The organism is Aquabacterium sp., from assembly GCF_036279655.1.
In the GTDB taxonomy this organism is placed as follows: domain Bacteria; phylum Pseudomonadota; class Gammaproteobacteria; order Burkholderiales; family Burkholderiaceae_C; genus Aquabacterium.
Genome location: NZ_DASUIT010000071.1, coordinates 1 through 16,867 on the forward strand (window position 1 = coordinate 1; position 16,867 = coordinate 16,867).

Annotated in this window: 15 protein-coding genes; 5 read left to right on the forward strand and 10 right to left on the reverse strand. The window is 63.9% G+C overall.

Going from position 1 to position 16,867, the window contains the following annotated elements:
* The 3 genes from VFW84_RS08360 to VFW84_RS08370 all read right to left on the reverse strand — a co-directional run.
* On the reverse strand, positions 1 to 2,493 hold a 2,493-nt coding region (locus VFW84_RS08360; protein ID WP_329679995.1), incomplete at its 3' end, for a cytochrome c3 family protein.
* Positions 2,494 to 2,576: 83 nt separating this feature from the next.
* Complete coding sequence (locus VFW84_RS08365) at positions 2,577 to 4,394, reverse strand: cytochrome c3 family protein (RefSeq protein WP_329679996.1); 1,818 nt, start codon at positions 4,392 to 4,394, stop codon at positions 2,577 to 2,579.
* On the reverse strand, positions 4,384 to 5,214 hold the full coding sequence (locus tag VFW84_RS08370) for a hypothetical protein (RefSeq protein ID WP_329679997.1): 831 nt from the start codon (positions 5,212 to 5,214) through the stop codon (positions 4,384 to 4,386). Before VFW84_RS08370 ends, VFW84_RS08365 begins: the two co-directional genes overlap by 11 nt.
* 212 nt (positions 5,215 to 5,426) lie before the next feature.
* Here VFW84_RS08370 and VFW84_RS08375 point away from each other — a divergent pair, with 212 nt between their 5' ends.
* A complete protein-coding gene (locus VFW84_RS08375) occupies positions 5,427 to 6,746 on the forward strand; it encodes an NAD(P)-binding domain-containing protein (RefSeq protein WP_329679998.1) in 1,320 nt (439 codons plus the stop codon).
* Positions 6,747 to 6,761: 15 nt separating this feature from the next.
* On the opposite strand, the gene VFW84_RS08380 is transcribed toward VFW84_RS08375, so the two are convergent.
* The 7 genes from VFW84_RS08380 to VFW84_RS08410 form a co-directional block, all read right to left on the reverse strand.
* The gene (locus VFW84_RS08380) at positions 6,762 to 7,361 is read right to left on the reverse strand and encodes a thioredoxin family protein (RefSeq protein WP_329679999.1); all 600 of its coding nucleotides are present in this window, start codon (positions 7,359 to 7,361) and stop codon (positions 6,762 to 6,764) included.
* A 30-nt stretch (positions 7,362 to 7,391) separates the two neighbouring features.
* Positions 7,392 to 8,090: a phosphoglycolate phosphatase gene (gene gph, locus VFW84_RS08385; protein ID WP_329680000.1), complete on the reverse strand. Its 699-nt coding sequence runs from the start codon at positions 8,088 to 8,090 to the stop codon at positions 7,392 to 7,394.
* 9 nt (positions 8,091 to 8,099) lie between these two features.
* Positions 8,100 to 8,975 (reverse strand): phosphoribulokinase, encoded by an 876-nt coding sequence (locus VFW84_RS08390; RefSeq protein WP_329680001.1) that lies wholly within the window; start codon positions 8,973 to 8,975, stop codon positions 8,100 to 8,102.
* 14 nt (positions 8,976 to 8,989) lie between these two features.
* Positions 8,990 to 10,105: a class 1 fructose-bisphosphatase gene (locus tag VFW84_RS08395; RefSeq protein WP_329680002.1), complete on the reverse strand. Its 1,116-nt coding sequence runs from the start codon at positions 10,103 to 10,105 to the stop codon at positions 8,990 to 8,992.
* A 43-nt stretch (positions 10,106 to 10,148) separates the two neighbouring features.
* Positions 10,149 to 11,096 carry a CbbX protein gene (cbbX, locus tag VFW84_RS08400; protein ID WP_414638937.1) on the reverse strand — a complete coding sequence of 316 codons (948 nt, stop codon included), beginning with the start codon at positions 11,094 to 11,096 and terminating at the stop codon, positions 10,149 to 10,151.
* 80 nt (positions 11,097 to 11,176) lie between these two features.
* Positions 11,177 to 11,617, reverse strand: a complete 441-nt coding sequence (locus VFW84_RS08405) for a ribulose bisphosphate carboxylase small subunit (protein WP_329680004.1) — start codon at positions 11,615 to 11,617, stop codon at positions 11,177 to 11,179.
* A 25-nt stretch (positions 11,618 to 11,642) separates the two neighbouring features.
* On the reverse strand, positions 11,643 to 13,112 hold the full coding sequence (locus VFW84_RS08410) for a form I ribulose bisphosphate carboxylase large subunit (protein ID WP_329680005.1): 1,470 nt from the start codon (positions 13,110 to 13,112) through the stop codon (positions 11,643 to 11,645).
* 109 nt (positions 13,113 to 13,221) lie between these two features.
* On the opposite strand from VFW84_RS08410, the gene VFW84_RS08415 reads away from it, so the two are divergent.
* From VFW84_RS08415 to VFW84_RS08430, 4 genes are read left to right on the forward strand one after another with little or no spacing between them, the layout of a single operon-like run.
* Complete coding sequence (locus VFW84_RS08415) at positions 13,222 to 14,163, forward strand: LysR family transcriptional regulator (protein ID WP_329680006.1); 942 nt, start codon at positions 13,222 to 13,224, stop codon at positions 14,161 to 14,163.
* Positions 14,164 to 14,217: 54 nt separating this feature from the next.
* Complete coding sequence (locus VFW84_RS08420; protein ID WP_329680007.1) at positions 14,218 to 15,120, forward strand: fumarylacetoacetate hydrolase family protein; 903 nt, start codon at positions 14,218 to 14,220, stop codon at positions 15,118 to 15,120.
* A gap of 9 nt (positions 15,121 to 15,129) precedes the next feature.
* Positions 15,130 to 16,215: an MBL fold metallo-hydrolase gene (locus VFW84_RS08425; protein WP_329680008.1), complete on the forward strand. Its 1,086-nt coding sequence runs from the start codon at positions 15,130 to 15,132 to the stop codon at positions 16,213 to 16,215.
* On the forward strand, positions 16,212 to 16,844 hold the full coding sequence (locus VFW84_RS08430; protein ID WP_329680009.1) for a TetR/AcrR family transcriptional regulator: 633 nt from the start codon (positions 16,212 to 16,214) through the stop codon (positions 16,842 to 16,844). The genes VFW84_RS08425 and VFW84_RS08430 overlap by 4 nt, the downstream gene beginning before the upstream one ends.
* Positions 16,845 to 16,867: the final 23 nt, after the last annotated feature.

The following is a 16,867-nucleotide window of genomic DNA, read 5'->3' on the forward strand; positions in this document are numbered from 1 at the left end:
GGCCGCCACCGGAATGTGGCTGCCCGGCTTGCCCGTGGCGGCACTGCCGTTGTGGCAAGTGGCGCACTGCGTCGATGCATTGAAGCGGCTGTGATCCACTCGCGCCCCCGCCCAGCCACTGGTGTTGTGGCAGGACTCGCACCCCCCCACCACACCGGAGTGCACGCTGCTGGATGGCTTGGACGTCAGACCATAGGCTGACGTGAGATGGCAGCTCGCACATTGGTTGCTGATGCTGACATTGGCATGGAATCGCCCGGAGGTCCACGATGCGTAGCCCGCCTTGTGGCAACTGTCGCAGTTGCTCACCGCCACCCCCGTCAGGCTCTGATACGGGATGTGGCTGCTGGGTCGGCCATCGGCCGGCGGGAAGGCCCCGGAGTGGCAGTTCGAGCACTGCCCGGCCACCGTCGTCTGCGTGTGGTTCCAGGTGCTGGGCTTCCAGGCATTGACGGTGTGGCAACTGATGCAGTTGGCCGCCACGGGAATGTGGCTGCCCGGCTTGCCTGTGGCCGCACTGCCGTTGTGGCAAGTGGCGCACTGCGTCGATGCATTGAAGCGGCTGTGATCCACTTTGGCACCCGCCCAGCCGCTGGTGTTGTGACAGGACTCACAGCCCCCCGCCACGCCGGAGTGCACGCTGTTGGAGGGCTTCGCTGTCAGGCCATACGCGGACGTCAAGTGGCAGCTTGCGCACTGATTGCTGATGCTGACATTGGCATGGAAACGCCCGGAGGACCACGATGCGTAGCCCCCCTTGTGGCAACTGTCGCAGTTGCTCACCGCCACGCCCGTCAGGCTCTGGTAAGGAATGTGGTCACTGGATCGACCGTCCGCCGGCGGGAAGCCGCCCGTATGACAGGTCGAGCACTGCCCGGCCACCGTCGTCTGCGTGTGGTTCCAGGTGCTGGGCTTCCAGGCATTGACCGTGTGGCAACTGATGCAGTTGGCCGCCGCCGGAATGTGGCTGCCCGGCTTGCCCGTGGCTGTGCTGCCATTGTGGCAACTGGCGCACTGTGTCGAAGCATTGAAGCGGCTGTGATCCACTTTGGCACCCGCCCAGCCACTGGCGCTGTGACAAGACTCACACCCTCCTGCAATACCTGCATGGGTGGCATTGGCTGGCTTGCTGGTGAGCCCGTAGGCCGAGGTCAGGTGACAACTCGCGCACTGCCCGGTGACCGCCACGTTCGCATGGAAGCGTCCATTGGACCAACTGGCATAACCGCCCTTGTGACAACTATCGCAACTGGAGACCGACACACCCGTCAGGCTCTGGTAAGGAATGTGGTCACTGGATCGACCGTCCGCAGGCGGGAAGCCGCCCGTATGACAGCTCGAGCATTGGCCCACCGTCTTCACCTGAGAGTGATCCCACGAGCTGGGCTTCCAGGCATTGACCGAGTGACAGCTGATGCAGTTGGCAGACACCGGAATGTGGCTGCTCGACTTACCCATGGCGGTGCTGCCATTGTGGCAGTTGGCACACTGCGTCGACGTGTTGAAACGACCGTGATCCACCTGCGCACCCGCCCAACCGCCCGTGTTGTGGCAGGACTCACACCCCCCTGCAATGCCTGCATGGGTGGCATTGGCTGGCTTGCTGGTGAGCCCGTAGGCCGAGGTCAGGTGACAGCTCGCACACTGGTTCGTGACCGTCACGTTCGCATGGAAACGCCCGTTGCTCCAACTGGCATAGCTGCCCTTGTGGCAACTGTCGCAGTTGCCCGTGGCCACACCCGTGAGGGCTTGGTACGGGATGTGATCGCTGGGCTTGCCATCGGCTGGCGCATATGCCCCCGAATGGCAGGAAGAGCACTGCCCCGCCACACTCAGCTGAGAGTGATTCCACTGGCTGGGCTTCCAGGCGTTGACCCCGTGGCAACTGGTGCAATTGGACGACACCGGAATGTGCGATGAGGACTTGCCTGTCGCCGCACGGCCGTTGTGGCACGAGGCACAGTTGGTGGCTGACGAGAACCCGCTGTGGTCCGGCTTGGCACCATTCCAGGACGTGGTGCTGTGGCACGAGTCACAGGACGCGCGCGTGCTCACATGAGACGCCGACTTACCCTGCGTGTGCAGCCCATCGTGACAGGACTGGCAGTTCCCCGGTATCACACCCGTATGCGTGAACCGCGCCCCCGAAAAGGACTGCGTGCCATGGCAGGTGTCACATGACTGCGTGGTCGGGATGTGATTGGATGGCCAGACCACATTGGCACGAGAGAACCTCGAGCCAGTGGTGTGACAGGTCTGGCAATCCTTGGGGGTGCCCTTGAACACGCCATTTTGATGGCACGACTCACAACGCAGGGTGCTGTGTGACCCCGTGAGCGGGAAGCCCGTCTTCAGGTGATCGAAACGCGTGACACCGGCCCCCTGGGCGACCGCCAGCCCAGACCACATCCCCACGCACATGAGCACGATCAGAAGGAGCAGCGCTGCGGCCGCCCTTCTCATCGGGGATGTGATCGTGTGGGTCTCGGTCATGGGGTGGGGGTCTGAACGTCTTTGGCTGGCCCGAAACCGCCGGGCACCTGTGGAATTGTTTCAATACCCCACATTGGACATGGTTACTCTGAACTCAAGCTGAAGCGCTTATCAATTTGTATCCAGCGCCCCGTGGAATGGCACTGATCACAGCGTTGCCCGAACTCTCCGTCATGCGGGTCATCCCGGAGGTGGCAGTCCACACAACGTTGTCCCACATCGGCAATCGATCGGCCCGCAGGCGCCGGTCGGGTGTGACAGGCTTCACATCTGGCACGGGCGTGCGAGCCCGTCAGCGGGTATCTGGTCTGTCGATCGTGATTGAACTCCCACGATCGCCAGTGCCGGGCGTTGTGGCAGCTTTCACAACGGGTGCCAAATTTGCCCTTGTGCTGGTCCGCCTTGAGATGACATGAGACACATTCGAGGCGAACGTCCTTGAAACGTTTTGTTGCATGACAGGACGAACACACCACATCGCGATGCCGCCCCGTCAAGGGGAAACGGGTCTTGGCATGATCAAACGCCGTCGCTTTCCAGTCCTTGTCACCATGACACTGCTCGCAAAGCGGTCCCTGGGTGCCCTCGTGCTTGTCGTCCTTCTTGTGACAGGAGACACACGTCACCGGTGTGCCCCGCAAGTGCTTCAGCCCGCCCTTGTGGCAGTCGGAGCAAGCCACCTTGCTGGATGCATGTGCGTTGCGCAGGGCGAACTTCGTGCGGTCATGATCAAAGCGCCCTTCGGTCGTCTTCCAGCTCTTTTCTGCATGGCAATCCGCGCAGGCCTTGCCCAGGGTGCCCTCATGCTTGTCATCCTTCTGGTGGCAGGCAAAACAGTCCGTGGGCGCCTCCTTGTAGAGCGCGCTCTTGTGGCAATCCTTGCAGTCCGTCTTGAGGTGCTTGCCCAGCAAGGGAAAGCGCGTCTTGGCGTGATCGAATCTGGGGGGATCCTTCCAGCTTGATTCGCTGTGGCAAGACGCACAGTCTCGCCCCAGGGTCTCCTTGTGCTTGTCGTCCTGCTTGTGGCAGGCCCAGCATTGCTGCGGCAGCTTCTGTTTGTACAGGGGGCCGGTGTGGCAGTCCGAGCACTCGACCTTGCGGTGCTTGCCCCTCAGGGGGTAATCCGTGTCCACATCGTGATTGAAGACGAGGTCCTTCCAGGATGAGGCCTTGTGACAGCTCTCGCACTGGGTGCCATAGCGCCCCTTGTGTCCTTTTTTGTCATCGTCGTCCTTGTGGCAGCCCACGCAGGTGCGGGGCGTGTCCTTGTAGCGGCCATTCGCATGGCAGTCGTCACATTTGACCTGATCGTGCTTGTCAAGAAGCGCAAAGCGCGTCTTTTTGTCGTGATCGAAGCGGGCGTCCTTCCAGTCGAACTCGTGGTGGCAATCGGCGCATTTGCCACCCAGGCCGCTCTTGTGGACATCATCCTTCTTGTGGCAACTCAGGCAGTCCATGGGCGCCTGCCAGTACTTCCTGCCGGACACATGGCACTTGTCGCACGCCACCTCCTGATGCTTGCCCTTGAGCAGGTAATCGCTCTGGCGATGATCAAAGTGTTTCCTGTCGAGATCCACGATGCGAGCCTGACGGCCCTTGTGATCCGTGTGGCAACTGCGGCAGGTCGGCTGCCCCTTGAGGCGACCATGAAAGCCCTGCTTCGTCTTGATGTCCTGCCCGACCTCCTTGTGACAGGCCATGCACAAGGCATCCTGGCCTTTGGGATTGAATCGGACGTGGCAACTGCTGCAATCGTTTTCCACCTTGACGTGCCCGGCGATGAGCTCGCCCGGTGCCAGCACGGACTCGATGGACTGTGCATGCACACCCAGGCACCCTGCCAAGGACAGGACACAGACCAGCGTGAAGTACCACAGCCGTGTCAGCGCATCAGTACGCATGGACCGCAATCACATGAAAGATGGCACACAGCACCATGATCCAGACGAAGGGCACATGGGCCACATGCCACATCGAAAACAGGCGCTCGAAGGTCTGGAACTGTGCTGCGCGCTGGACCGCCAGTGCATAACGGTCGATCTGCTCACCCAGACTCTTGTGGTGCGCCAGGCCCTGCTTGAGGCTCTGACGGCATTGCCGCACCACTCGTCGACGCTGCACGGGCAGCACGGCCAGGCGCCACCACCAACCGCCCTTGCCTGCCTGATCCGATGACAGGGCCGCTGTCTCGAAGGCATGCAGTGCATCCAGTACTTCAGGCATGCCCTGCAGATGGGCATCCGCCTCCTGATGCGCCTGACTCATCGCTGCGCGCATGCCTGCCAGAGAGGCCTTTTCTCCGCGCAGGCCGGCATGCAGCCGCACATACAGGAAACGACCCGCAACCCCACTGAGGGCCACGACGATCATGGAATACAGCGCCACGGCCGCGTTGGTGGAGCCAATCTGAAAGGTCGAATGCAACAAGATGAGCCAGGGCCCCATCACGCCCAGCACCATGTGCACGATGAACCAGTAACGGGTTGCGCCCCATCCATAGGTGACCCGCCAGCGCTTTCTCAAGGGGTAGGTGAACAGGAGCAACATGGACACACCACCCGCCACTCCCAACCAGTAGCCCACACGCGACCATGACGTGAACCAGCCCTGGGCAGAAACCCACCAGGCGGCCAGCGTCAACAGAACCAGCGTGAGATAGATGATCAGGTCCGAGCGCAACTCGGTGCGCGCAGCATCCCGGACCGGTCCGGAGGGGCTCATGAGGGCACTGCTTTCGATCAGGAGATTCCTGTAGACCTGGCCTGGCAAGACGCCAGGCAGACCGGGATTCTATCGATAAGCCCTTCTATTAGGGGGGTCAATCCGGCCCGCATGTAACAACGCTTACATGCCTGAAGGGCAGATGAACCAGTCGCAGACATCGCGCCACACACTCGACCTGCCGGGCCAGATCCGCTCCTAGACTGGCGACCATGCTGTTCCCTGCTTACCTCACTCTGTACGCTGGCGCTGCTGCTCTGGCGGTTGGACTGCATCTTCTCCACCGCCACAGGAAGCGCCTGGCCGCCGAAGCCGCGCTCCAGGCCTCCCGCCAGGCTGGCCTGCATGAACCCGCTTCGCTGCATCCGGTGGTCGACCCCAATCGCTGCTTCGGCTCCGGAGCCTGCGCCAAGGCATGCCCCGAGCAAGCCCTGGGCATCGTCGATGGCAAGGCCACCCTGATCAATGCCTCGGCGTGCATCGGGCATGGCGCCTGTGTGGCCGCGTGCCCGACTCAAGCGCTCACCCTGGTGTTCGGCACGGCCGAGCGCGGTGTGGACATCCCGGTGCTCACGCCAACCTTCGAATCGAGTGTGCCGGGCATCTTCATTGCGGGCGAACTGGGTGGCATGGGCCTGATCCGCAAGACCGCCGAGCAAGGTCGACAGGCCATGCGTGCGATCCACAAGAAGATCCACACACCAGGGCAGACCGCTGCGGCACCGCTGGATGTGGTCATCGTCGGAGCTGGGCCGGCCGGCATCTCGGCGGGGCTGAGCGCGCTGCATCACCAGTTGCGCTACAAGATCATCGAGCAGGAAGCCTCACTGGGCGGCACGGTCTACCACTACCCGCGCAACAAGATCGCCATGACCGCACCAGTGAAACTGGATCTGATTGGAACGATGAACCTGGGCACCGAAGTTCAGAAGGAATCCCTTCTGTCGTTCTGGAACGATGTGGTGGCGCGTACCGGCCTGAGTTTTCAACTGGGTGAGCGCCTGGAAGGGGTCGATCGCCAGGACGACGGCAGCTTCCTGGTGCGGACATCGAAGGCCACCTATCACACCCGGACCGTGCTCCTGTCGCTGGGCCGCCGCGGCTCACCCCGCAAGCTGGATGTGCCCGGCGAGGAACAGGCCAAGGTGGTGTACCGGCTCATCGACGCCGAGCAATACCGCGATCAGCATGTGCTGGTGGTCGGAGGGGGCGACAGCGCGCTAGAGGCGGCCATCGCGCTGGCCGAGACGCCCGGCACCACCGTCACCCTGTCCTACCGGAGCCAGGCGTTTTCTCGCGTCAAGGACAAGAACCGTCAGCGGCTCACGTCGCTGGAGCAGTCCGGACGGCTGACGGTCATGCTGCAATCCACCGTGGTCCGGATCGACGCGCACCAGGTGACCCTGAACACCCTGGAGGGTGTGCTCGATCTGCCCAATGAGGCCGTCATCGTCTGCGCAGGCGGTGTGCTGCCGACGCCCTTGCTGCAGTCCATCGGCGTGCTGTTCGAAACCAAACACGGCACGGCTTGATGGCCGGATGCGCCCTCACATCGAGGGCTGAGCGTAGGCCGTCTGCGCCTGGTGGGGTGCCACCTCATCACGCCACTTGATCGAGCAGCCCATGCTGGGGTGCTGCTCGGCCGGGCCGTAGCCGTAATGTGCGATCAGGCGCATGGCATCGAACAATTCGCGCGGGGCATCCTCGGGAGCAGGATCCTTGCGTGAGGCGTCCAGCCGGCCGCGATACTGCAGGCGCAGGTCGGCATCGAAGCCGTAGAAATCCGGCGTGCAGACGGCGTCGTAGGCGCGTGCGACGTCCTGTGTCTCGTCATGCAGGTAGTGGAAGGGCAGGTCCAGCTCGCGGGCCAGTTGCTTCATGTGGGCGAAGCTGTCTTCCGGGTAGGCCTGATCGTCATTGGCATTGATGGCAATGGTGTTCACGCCCAGAGCCTGAAGCTCGCGTGCATCACGGATGATGCGCGGCATCACCGCCTTGACATAGGGGCAGTGGTTGCAGATGAACATGATCAGCGTGCCACGGGGGCCCGCCAGTTGCTTGAGGCCATGGAAACGGCTGTCGGTGCCCTTGAGGCGGAAGTCAGCGGCGGGCCAGCCAATGTCGGCGATCGGGGTGCTCACGGCCATGGTGCTCTCCTGGTGGAATCAGACAATCGATCAAGCGGCTTGCAGGTCGGACAGAACGTGGTCGGCAATGTGGTCGATGCTGGCAAACAACCCGTCAGGCTGCGCCGTCTCGATGGCCCGTCCGCCGTTGTAGCCATACGGCACGGCCCAGGCCCTCACACCAGCGCGGCGTGCCGTGTCCACGTCGATGCTCGAGTCTCCCACATGTGCGGCTTGTGATTGATCCACAGACAGCGCGCCAAGGCAATGGTCGATGACCAGCGGGTGGGGTTTTTTCTCGACCAGGCTGTCACCACCGATGACGATGCCAAAGAAGGGGGCCAGCCCCGTCACCTCCAGCACGCGCCGGGCAAAGCGGATTTCCTTGTTGGTGACGCAAGCCAGCTGGACCCCGGCATCGCGCAGGCGCTGCAAGCCCTCCAGGCAGCCCGGGTAGAGGCGGCTGTCCGTGCCTGTGGTGTCATGGTAGTGGCGCTCGAAGCAGGCCATGACGGCGTCGGTGTCGAGCTGATCGACCTGGGTGTGGCCGGCCTCGCGGGCCTGGGCCAGCAGGCCGCGCATGAGCTCGCGCGTGCCGTGCCCGATCAGCACGGTGACCTCGCCCAGCGGGCGCGTGGGCAGGCCGATCTCACGCAGGGTGCGGTTGGCGGCTTCGGCGATTTCGGCGGCGGTGTCGACCATGGTGCCGTCCAGGTCGAAGGTGATGAGTCGGGGGCGCACAGCGTTCATGGTCGGGGCTCACTGCATCTGCGCACGACGGATTTCCATCAGGCGCAGGATCATGGGGGTCAGGATGAGTTGCATGGCCAGATCCATCTTGCCGCCCGGCACCACGATGGTGTTGGCTCGCGACATGAAGGAATCCGGGATCATGGACAGCAGATAGGGAAAGTCGATGCCGCGCGGGTTCTTGAAGCGAATCACCGTCATGCTCTCGCCCGCCGTGGGAATGTCGCGGGCGATGAAGGGGTTGGAGGTGTCCACCACCGGCACGCGCTGGAAGTTGATGTCCGTCTCGGCGAACTGCGGGCAGATGTAGTGCACGTAGTCGTGCATGCGGCGCAGGATGGTGTCGGCCACGGCCTCCTTGGAGTAGCCGCGCGATTTGGTGTCGCGGTGGATCTTCTGGATCCACTCCAGGTTGATGATGGGCACGACACCGATCTTGAGGTCAACATGGCGGGTCAGGTCGACCTGGTCGGTCTTGGCGCAGCCATGCAGGCCCTCGTAGAACAGCAGGTCGGTGTCCACGGGTGTGTCCACCCAGGGCGTGAAGGTGCCAGGCTCCTGGCCATAAGGGGCAGCCTCGGCCTCGTTGTGCAGGTAGTAGCGCGTCTTGCAGCGGCCGGTTTCGCCATAGGCGCGGTACTGCTGCTCCAGTTCGGCCCACTCGTTGGCATCGGGGCTGAAGTGGCTCAGATGTCGCCCTTCTTTTTCTGCCTGGGCCATGGCCACTTTCATCTCGACGCGGCTGTAGCGGTGAAAGGCATCGCCCTCGATCACGGCGGCGGTGATGCCTTCGCGGCGGAAGATGCCATCGAAGGTGGCCTTGACAGTGGAAGTGCCCGCTCCGCTGGAGCCGGTCACAACGATGATGGGATGGCGCTTGGACATGGCGTTTCTCGGGGTCAGGCCTGCGGCTGCACGAACAGCGAACGGGTCTTGAAGAGCTGGAAGGAGACGTTCTCGTGCGGGTCGGCGTGGTAGCTGACGATGCGCTCGACCTCCTCGCGCGAGCCCAGGATCACGGGCACGCGCTGGTGCAGGGTGTCGGGCACCAGGTCCAGCAGATGGCTGGTGCCGGTGCTGGCCTTGCCGCCGGCCTGCTCGACCAGCAGGGCCATGGGCGCGGCCTCGTACATCAGGCGCAGGCGACCGGGCTTGCGGGGCTCGCGGGTGTCGCGCGGGTACAGGAAGACGCCACCGCGCGTCATGATGCGATGCACCTCGGCCACCATGGAGGCCACCCAGCGCATATTGAAGTCCTTCATGCGCGGGCCGCTGTCGCCGGCCACACACTCGGCCACATAGCGTTGCACCGGCTTTTCCCAGTGGCGTTGGTTGGAGGCATTGATGGCGAACTCGCGGGTGTGCGGCGCAATGCGCACCTGATCGCGCGTCAGGATCCAGCGGGCAGGCTGACCATCGTGCATGGAGTGGCGATCCAGGGTGAAAACCATCACGCCACGGCGGCAGGTCAGCACCAGCTTGGTGGCGGGGCCATAGAGCACATAGCCCGCAGCCAGTTGCTGATGCCCGGGCTGCATGAAACCCGCATCGCCCGGCGTGGTGCCCCGATAGGGATGGGGCAACAGGGAAAAGATGGTGCCGATCGAGATGTTGGCATCGATGTTGGACGAGCCATCCAGCGGATCGAACACCACCAGGAAGCGCCCGGTGTTCTCGTGGTCCCACGAAGGGTGGGCCTGCTCATGCTCTTCGCTGGCCCAACCCGCCACATGACGGCAGGTGGCCAGCTCGGATGACAGGATGTCATCGGCCAGCAGGTCCAGCTTCTTTTGCGCCTCACCCTGCGAGTTGTGGGCATCGGCCAGACCATGAGCGCCAGACAGCGGGCCTTGACAAGCCACCTCGCTGATGCGCGCGCAGGCCTGGGCAATCACCCCAATCGTCTCGCGCAGGGAGATGACCAGCTCGGCATCCATACCGGCCAGGTTCAGGGTCAGGGCCTCGTCCAGAGTGGACACGCCCAGGGTGGGAATGACAGAAGCAGGCGCAGTCATGGTGCAGATCCTCTTGTTGTTGTCGTGATGATCGTCAGTGTCCTCAGGCGGCGCGGGTGGGCTCCCCTTGGGCGAACAGGCGGCTGCCCAGGATGTCCTGAGCCTCGATGGTGCTGAGGTCGTCGGCGCTGAGCGCCTTGTCTCGGTCCTGGAACAGGCGGCTGGCCTGACGCAGGCGGGCACGGTCCAGGGCATTGCGCACGCTGCGTGCATTGGCAAAATGGGGCTGCTGCAGGCGGCGCTGCAGGTAGTCATCGAAGGCCTCGCGTGCGCCGGGACCCAGGCGATAGTGCTGCTGCGTCAGCATGGCCTCGCCAATGGTCAGCAACTCGCCCACCGCATAGTCAGGAAAGTCCAGGTGGTGCGCAATGCGCGAGGACATGCCCGGGTTGGACTGAAAGAAGGTGTCCATGCGGTCCTTGTAGCCCGCCAGGATCACCACCAGATCGTCACGCTGGTTTTCCATCACCTGCAGCAGAATCTCGATGGCCTCCTGCCCGTAGTCGCGCTCGTTCTCGGGGCGGTAGAGGTAGTAGGCCTCATCGATGAAGAGCACCCCGCCCATGGCCTTCTTGAGCACTTCCTTGGTCTTGGGCGCGGTGTGGCCGATGTATTGCCCCACCAGATCGTCGCGCGTCACGGCCACCAGGTGGCCTTTGCGCACATAGCCCAGGCGGTGCAGGATCTCGGCCATGCGCATGGCCACGGTGGTCTTGCCCGTGCCCGGGTTGCCCGTGAAGCACATGTGCAACGACGGGTTCTGCGCGGCCAGGCCATGGACCGTGCGCAGCTTGTCGATCACCAGCAGTGCGGCGATGTCGCGGATGCGCGCCTTGACCGGGGCCAGCCCGACCAGATCGCGGTCGAGCTCGTCCATCACGGATTCGACCTGGCTGTCCGCCAGCACGTCGGCCACGGTGCGCGGCAGTCTGGGGGCGTCGGCCTCGATCGGGGTGGACCCGAGCTGCGCCTGCGCTTGAGCCCGGGCCATGCTCGCGCCGGAGGCCACCAGGGCGGCGGCGCTGCCGGGAATGCTGTACAGCGGCGTGCTCATGCGGGTGTCTCCCTGCGTCAGCGCTGGTAGCGCTCGCCTTCGGGTTGTTCGGCGGCATAGCTGCGCGTGCTGTAGCGCATGCTGCGGCCGCCCACTTCCATGCGCTCCAGCGTGAAGCCAGGCTCACGGGCCGGACGATTCACGATGAAGCTCATGGCCACGGTCTCGACACCCCGGGTGTTGTCGAAGGCCAGCAGGCGGATGTAGTGATTGGGAAAAGCCTGGCGGCAGGCCTTGAGCTCCATCATCACGCCGGCGGCATCCTCCAGATCGAACATGGGGTGGCCATGCATGTCCCAGTAGGTGTTGCGCGGGTGCGGATCGTCCGTGTACTCGACGCTCCAGGCATAGCCCTTGCGCAGGCCGTACTCGATCTGCAGGGTGATCTCCTCGTCCGTCAGGTCGGGCAGGAAGCTGAACTGGCCCTGTGTGAGGCGGCCGGTGGGGTTGGTCATCATGGTGGTGATCTCCGGGTGTCGGGTCTTACATGCCCACCGACGGCGTCACGGCGTAGTCGCTCGTGTCGGTCGAGGCGTAGTTAAAGGTGATGTCACCCCAGGTGTCGAGGGCCTGCTTGAGCGGCGAGCAGAACTGAGCCGCACGGCGCAGGATCTCGGGGCCTTCATTGCGGATGTCACGGCCTTCATTGCGGGCCTTGACCATGCACTCCAGGGCCACGCGGTTGGCCACGGCACCGGCCTGGATGCCTTGCGGGTGGCCGATGGTGCCGCCACCGAACTGCAGCACCACGTCATCGCCGAAGAGGTCGATCAACTGGTGCATCTGGCCGGCGTGGATGCCGCCCGATGCCACCGGCATGACCTTGCGCAGGTCGGCCCAGTCCTGCTCGAAGAACAAGCCACGGGGCAGATCCTGGCGCGTGATGCTGTCGCGGCAGACGTTGTAGTAGCCCTGCACGGTCATGGGGTCGCCCTCGAGCTTGCCCACGGCGGTACCGGTGTGCAGGTGGTCGCAGCCGGCTAGGCGCAGCCACTTGGCGATCACGCGGAAGCTCACACCATGGCTCTTCTGGCGGGTGTAGGTGCCATGGCCTGCACGGTGCATGTGCAGGATCATGTCGTTCTTGCGGCACCAGTTGGCCATGGACTGGATGGCCGTCCAGCCAATCACCAGGTCGACCATGATGATGACCGAGCCGAGCTGCTTGGCAAACTCGGCACGCTCGTACATGTCTTCCATGGTGGCGGCCGTCACGTTCAGGTAGCTGCCCTTGACCTCGCCGGTCACGGCCTGGGCCTTGTTGACTGCATCCATCACGAACAGGAAGCGATCACGCCAGTGCATGAAGGGCTGCGAGTTGATGTTCTCGTCGTCCTTCATGAAGTCCAGACCGCCCTTGAGGCCCTCATAGACCACGCGACCGTAGTTGCGGCCCGACAGGCCCAGCTTGGGCTTGGTGGTGGCGCCCAGCAGGGGGCGGCCGTATTTGTCCAGACGCTCACGCTCGACGATCAGGCCGGTGGGTGGGCCCTTGAAGGTCTTGACATAGGCCACGGGGATGCGGATGTCCTCCAGGCGGCAAGCCTTGAGCGGCTTGAAGCTGAAGACATTGCCGATCAGGGAGGCCGTCATGTTGGCGATCGAGCCTTCTTCGAACAGCACCAGATCGTAGGCCACCCAGGCAAAGTACTGGCCCGGGTTGTTGGGCACTTCCTCGACCTTGTAGGCCTTGGCGCGGTAGCTGTCGCAGGCGGTCAGGCGGTCGGTCCACACCACCGTCCAGGTCGCAGTGGACGACTCGCCAGCCACGGCTGCGGCGGCCTCGATGGGGTCCACGCCCTCTTGCGGGGTGACCCGGAACAGGCAGATGACGTCCGTGTCCTTGGGCTGGTAGTCGGCGTCCCAGTAGCCCATCTGGCGGTACTTGAGCACACCAGCGCTGTAGCGCTTCTTTGCGTCGGTGATGACGCCTTCATCGATGGGTTTGTTCATGGTTCGCTCTGAAAAGTGAGTTCAAACGACAAGGGTTGAAACCACTCTAGGGCGCACATGAACTAAGGTAAATTCAGTAATTCTTTGGCTTTGCTTAAGGTTTTACTTAATGAGAAGCGTGACTTTTCGGCAGTTGAGGGTCTTCACGGAGGTGGCCAGGCACCTGAGTTTCAGCCAGGCGGCCGAGAGCCTGCACCTCACCCCGCCCGCCGTGACCATGCAGGTCAAGGAGCTGGAAGGCCACGTCGGCATGCCGCTGTTTGAACGCCAAGGTCGACAGGTGCAGCTGACCATGGCCGGCGAGTACTTTCTCGTCTATGCCAAGCGCCTGCTGTCCACCCTCAAGGATGCCGACAACGTGATGGCGCGTTTCAAACGGGTCGAAACAGGGGTGCTGACCATTGGCCTGCTCAGCACGGCGGGCTACTTCCTGCCCGCCCTGCTGGCGCGCTTTCAGTCCGAACACCCAGGCGTCGATGTGCGTCTGGATGTAACAAGAGACCTCACCAAACTGATGGACCGCCTGCACAGCAACGAGATCGACCTGGCGGTGATGGGCCGCCCACCCAAGGGGGAATACGCACTGCGCTCCGAGCCCTTTGCCGGGCACCCCATGGTCTTTGTGTGCCCACCGGGGCACCCGTTGCTGGGGGTGGGGCACCCACCCATCGAAGCCCTGGTGCATTACCCGCTGATCGTGCGCGAACTGGGCTCGGAGGTGCGCCATGTGCTGGACAACTACCTGCGCGAGCACCGCCTGGCCCCCCGCATTGCCATGGAGATCCCCAGCAACGAGACCATCAAGGCCTCGGTGATGGCCGGCCTGGGCATCAGCTTCATCTCGCTGCACGCCGTGGCGGCCGAACTGCGCGCCGGGCAATTGCATCGGGTCGAGTTCGAAGGCACACCGGTCATCCGCACCTGGAACATCGTGCACGAGGCCTCCAAGGTGCTGTCCCCGGCCGCCGAGGCCTTTCGCTACCTGATGCTGGAGCATGGCGAGGCACTGATCAGCGAGCACAGCGTCAGCCTGCTGGGGTCCAGTCCTTGACAAAAGTATCCAATTGGATACATTGCAGCCAATTGGATACTTCACGGATCAAGCATGAAACTGCGCCGCATGCCCAGCACCCAGGCCCTCGGGCAAACCACCTTGCAGCGTCAGCAGGGATCACTGTGGGTCGACCTGCTGCCCGGCAGCGACGAAGCGGCCGCCCTGTCCTGGCTGAGCGCCCTGCCCACTTTGCGCCCGGAAGGCGCGGATCCCCTCCTGCCGTTTCAGCCCTTGTCCTTTCGGGACGGCATGCTGTTCGAGCAACACTGGATCCAGTCCTCACGCGGCTATGCGCGCCGCTTCATGCCGGCCAGCTACCGGTTCACGCAGTGGTTTGAAAAACTCACCGGGCGGCCCTTTCCGGCCTTTCGGCCGGCGGCGCTGTGGCATCGCCAGCCCGTCTACTACTTCGGCAACCACATGACCATGGTGCCCGGCGGCAGCGCCGTGCAGCCCCCCGATTACACCCAGGCGCTGGACTACGAACTGGAACTGGGCTGGGTGCTGGCCAAGCCGCTCTACAACGCCACCCCTGACGAAGCCCTGGCGGCCATCGGCGGCTTTGTGGTCGTCAACGATTTCTCGGCCCGGGATGTGCAACGCGCCGAGATGCAGACCGGCCTGGGGCCCCAGAAATCCAAGCACTTTCTCAGCTCCATGTCCCCCACCCTGGTCACGGCCGACGAGATCCTGCCCATCGTCGGGCAACTGCAGGCCCGCGTCGAGATCAACGGGCAATGCGTGTCGACCACCTCCACCCGGGGCATGCGCTACCACCCGGGTGAAGTGCTGGCCCACCTCTCGCGCAGTGAACACCTCTATCCCGGTGAGCTGATCGCCTCGGGCACCCTGCCCGGCGGCTGCGGCATGGAAACTGGCCACTGGCTGAAGCGCGGCGACACCTTGCGCCTGGTGATCGAGCCCATTGGCGAGATCGTGCACACCATCCGCTGAACACGCCCGATGATCCCCACCTGGCTGAGCGGCCCGGGTCGCGCCCTGACCCGCTTTGGCGAGACGCCCGCCTTCACCGAAGGCCTGTATCGCATCGCCCCCGACACCTATGCCTGGATGGTGCCCAACGGCTCCTGGGGCGAGACCAACATCGGCCTGATCGACTGCGGGGGCGCCAGTGTGCTGATCGACACCTGCTGGGACCTGCGCTACACCCGCGAGATGCTGGCCGGTGTCGCAGACATCACAGGCCACTCGCCCATCGAGGCGGTCATCAACACCCACGCCGATGGCGACCACTGCTGGGGCAACCAACTCTTTCAGGACCGCCCCATCTACGCCACGCAAGCCTGCATCCACCAGATGCACCACATGCATCCACGCTCGCTGAGCGCGCTCAAACACGGAGGCACGCTGATGCGCTACCTGCCCCTGGCGGGCCTCCATCAGTTCGGGCACTACATGCATGAGATGTTCAAGCCCTATGACTTCGGCGGCATCACCATCACCGATCCGAACCAGGGCTTTTCACGGCACAAGACCCTGACCATCCGCAGCGTGGACATCGTCATCACCGAAGTCGGCCCGGGCCACACCGATGGCGATGCCATCGTGCACGTGCCCTCGCGGCGCGTGGCCTACGCCGGGGACATCCTCTTTGTGGGCGTGACGCCGGTGATGTGGTCCGGCCCCATCGAGCCCCTGGTCGCCGGGCTGAGCCTGCTCCAGTCACTGGACGTGGATGTGATCGTGCCAGGGCATGGCCCTCTGGCCACGGCCCCGGATGTCCAGACCGTGATCGACTACTGGCATTTTGTGCACGAGGCCCTGCACCGCCGATGCCAGCAAGGCATGCCCCCCGCGCAGGCCACCCGCGAGGTGATCTGCAGCGCAGATTTCGCGCGGCACCCCTGGGCCCACTGGGACTCGCCCGAGCGCCTGCTCACCAGCGCCTACACCTTGTACCGGCACTGGGGCGCGCGCCTGCACAGCCTGCCCGGTAAACTGGGCGTGATGAATCTGATGCGGCAGCAAGCCATGCTGGCCTTCTCCCTGCCCCAGGCCAGCCCCCGCGTCATGCGGCACATGCGATGAGCAGCTCACCCACCCCGATGGCCCCAGGCAAGCGCCTGCTGATGCAAGCCACCGCCCGACTGGCGGCGCGCCACAGCAGCGCGCAGACCCTGGGCCTGCGCGAACTGGCCCGCGAAGCCGGCCTGAACCACAACACCTTCTACCGACACTTCGACAGCCTGGAAGATCTGCTCCAGGAGGTGGTGAACGACTTCGGCAGCGAGCTTCGGCATGGCCTGCGGCAGGCCCGCGAGAGCGCCCCCGCCAACGAGGTGGTCAGCCTGACGGTGGTCAGTTGGTTGCTGGACTTTGCCCTGGCGCACCGCGATGTCTTCATCGTCTCGATGCGTGAGCAATACGGCCCCCCGGGCCCGCTGCGCGACGCCGTGCGGCAGATGCTGACCCAACTGCAGGAGGACATGCTGCACGAGCTGCGCGCCCGCCAGGCCCTGCCGCCCGTGCCGGACGAGGCCTTGCAACTGCCCTTGCGCATCATCACCGAGCAAACCTTCCGGCTGTGCATCGCCCACATCGAGGCACCCGAACACAAAGCCCAGCGGCTGCAGGACGCCCAGGCCCTGTTCGAGACCCTGATGCTGGGTACTTTGGCACGCCAGGCGGGCTTGCCGAACGGGCGACACCCCCGCTGAAGGTTTTCAGTTCAGACAGGCAT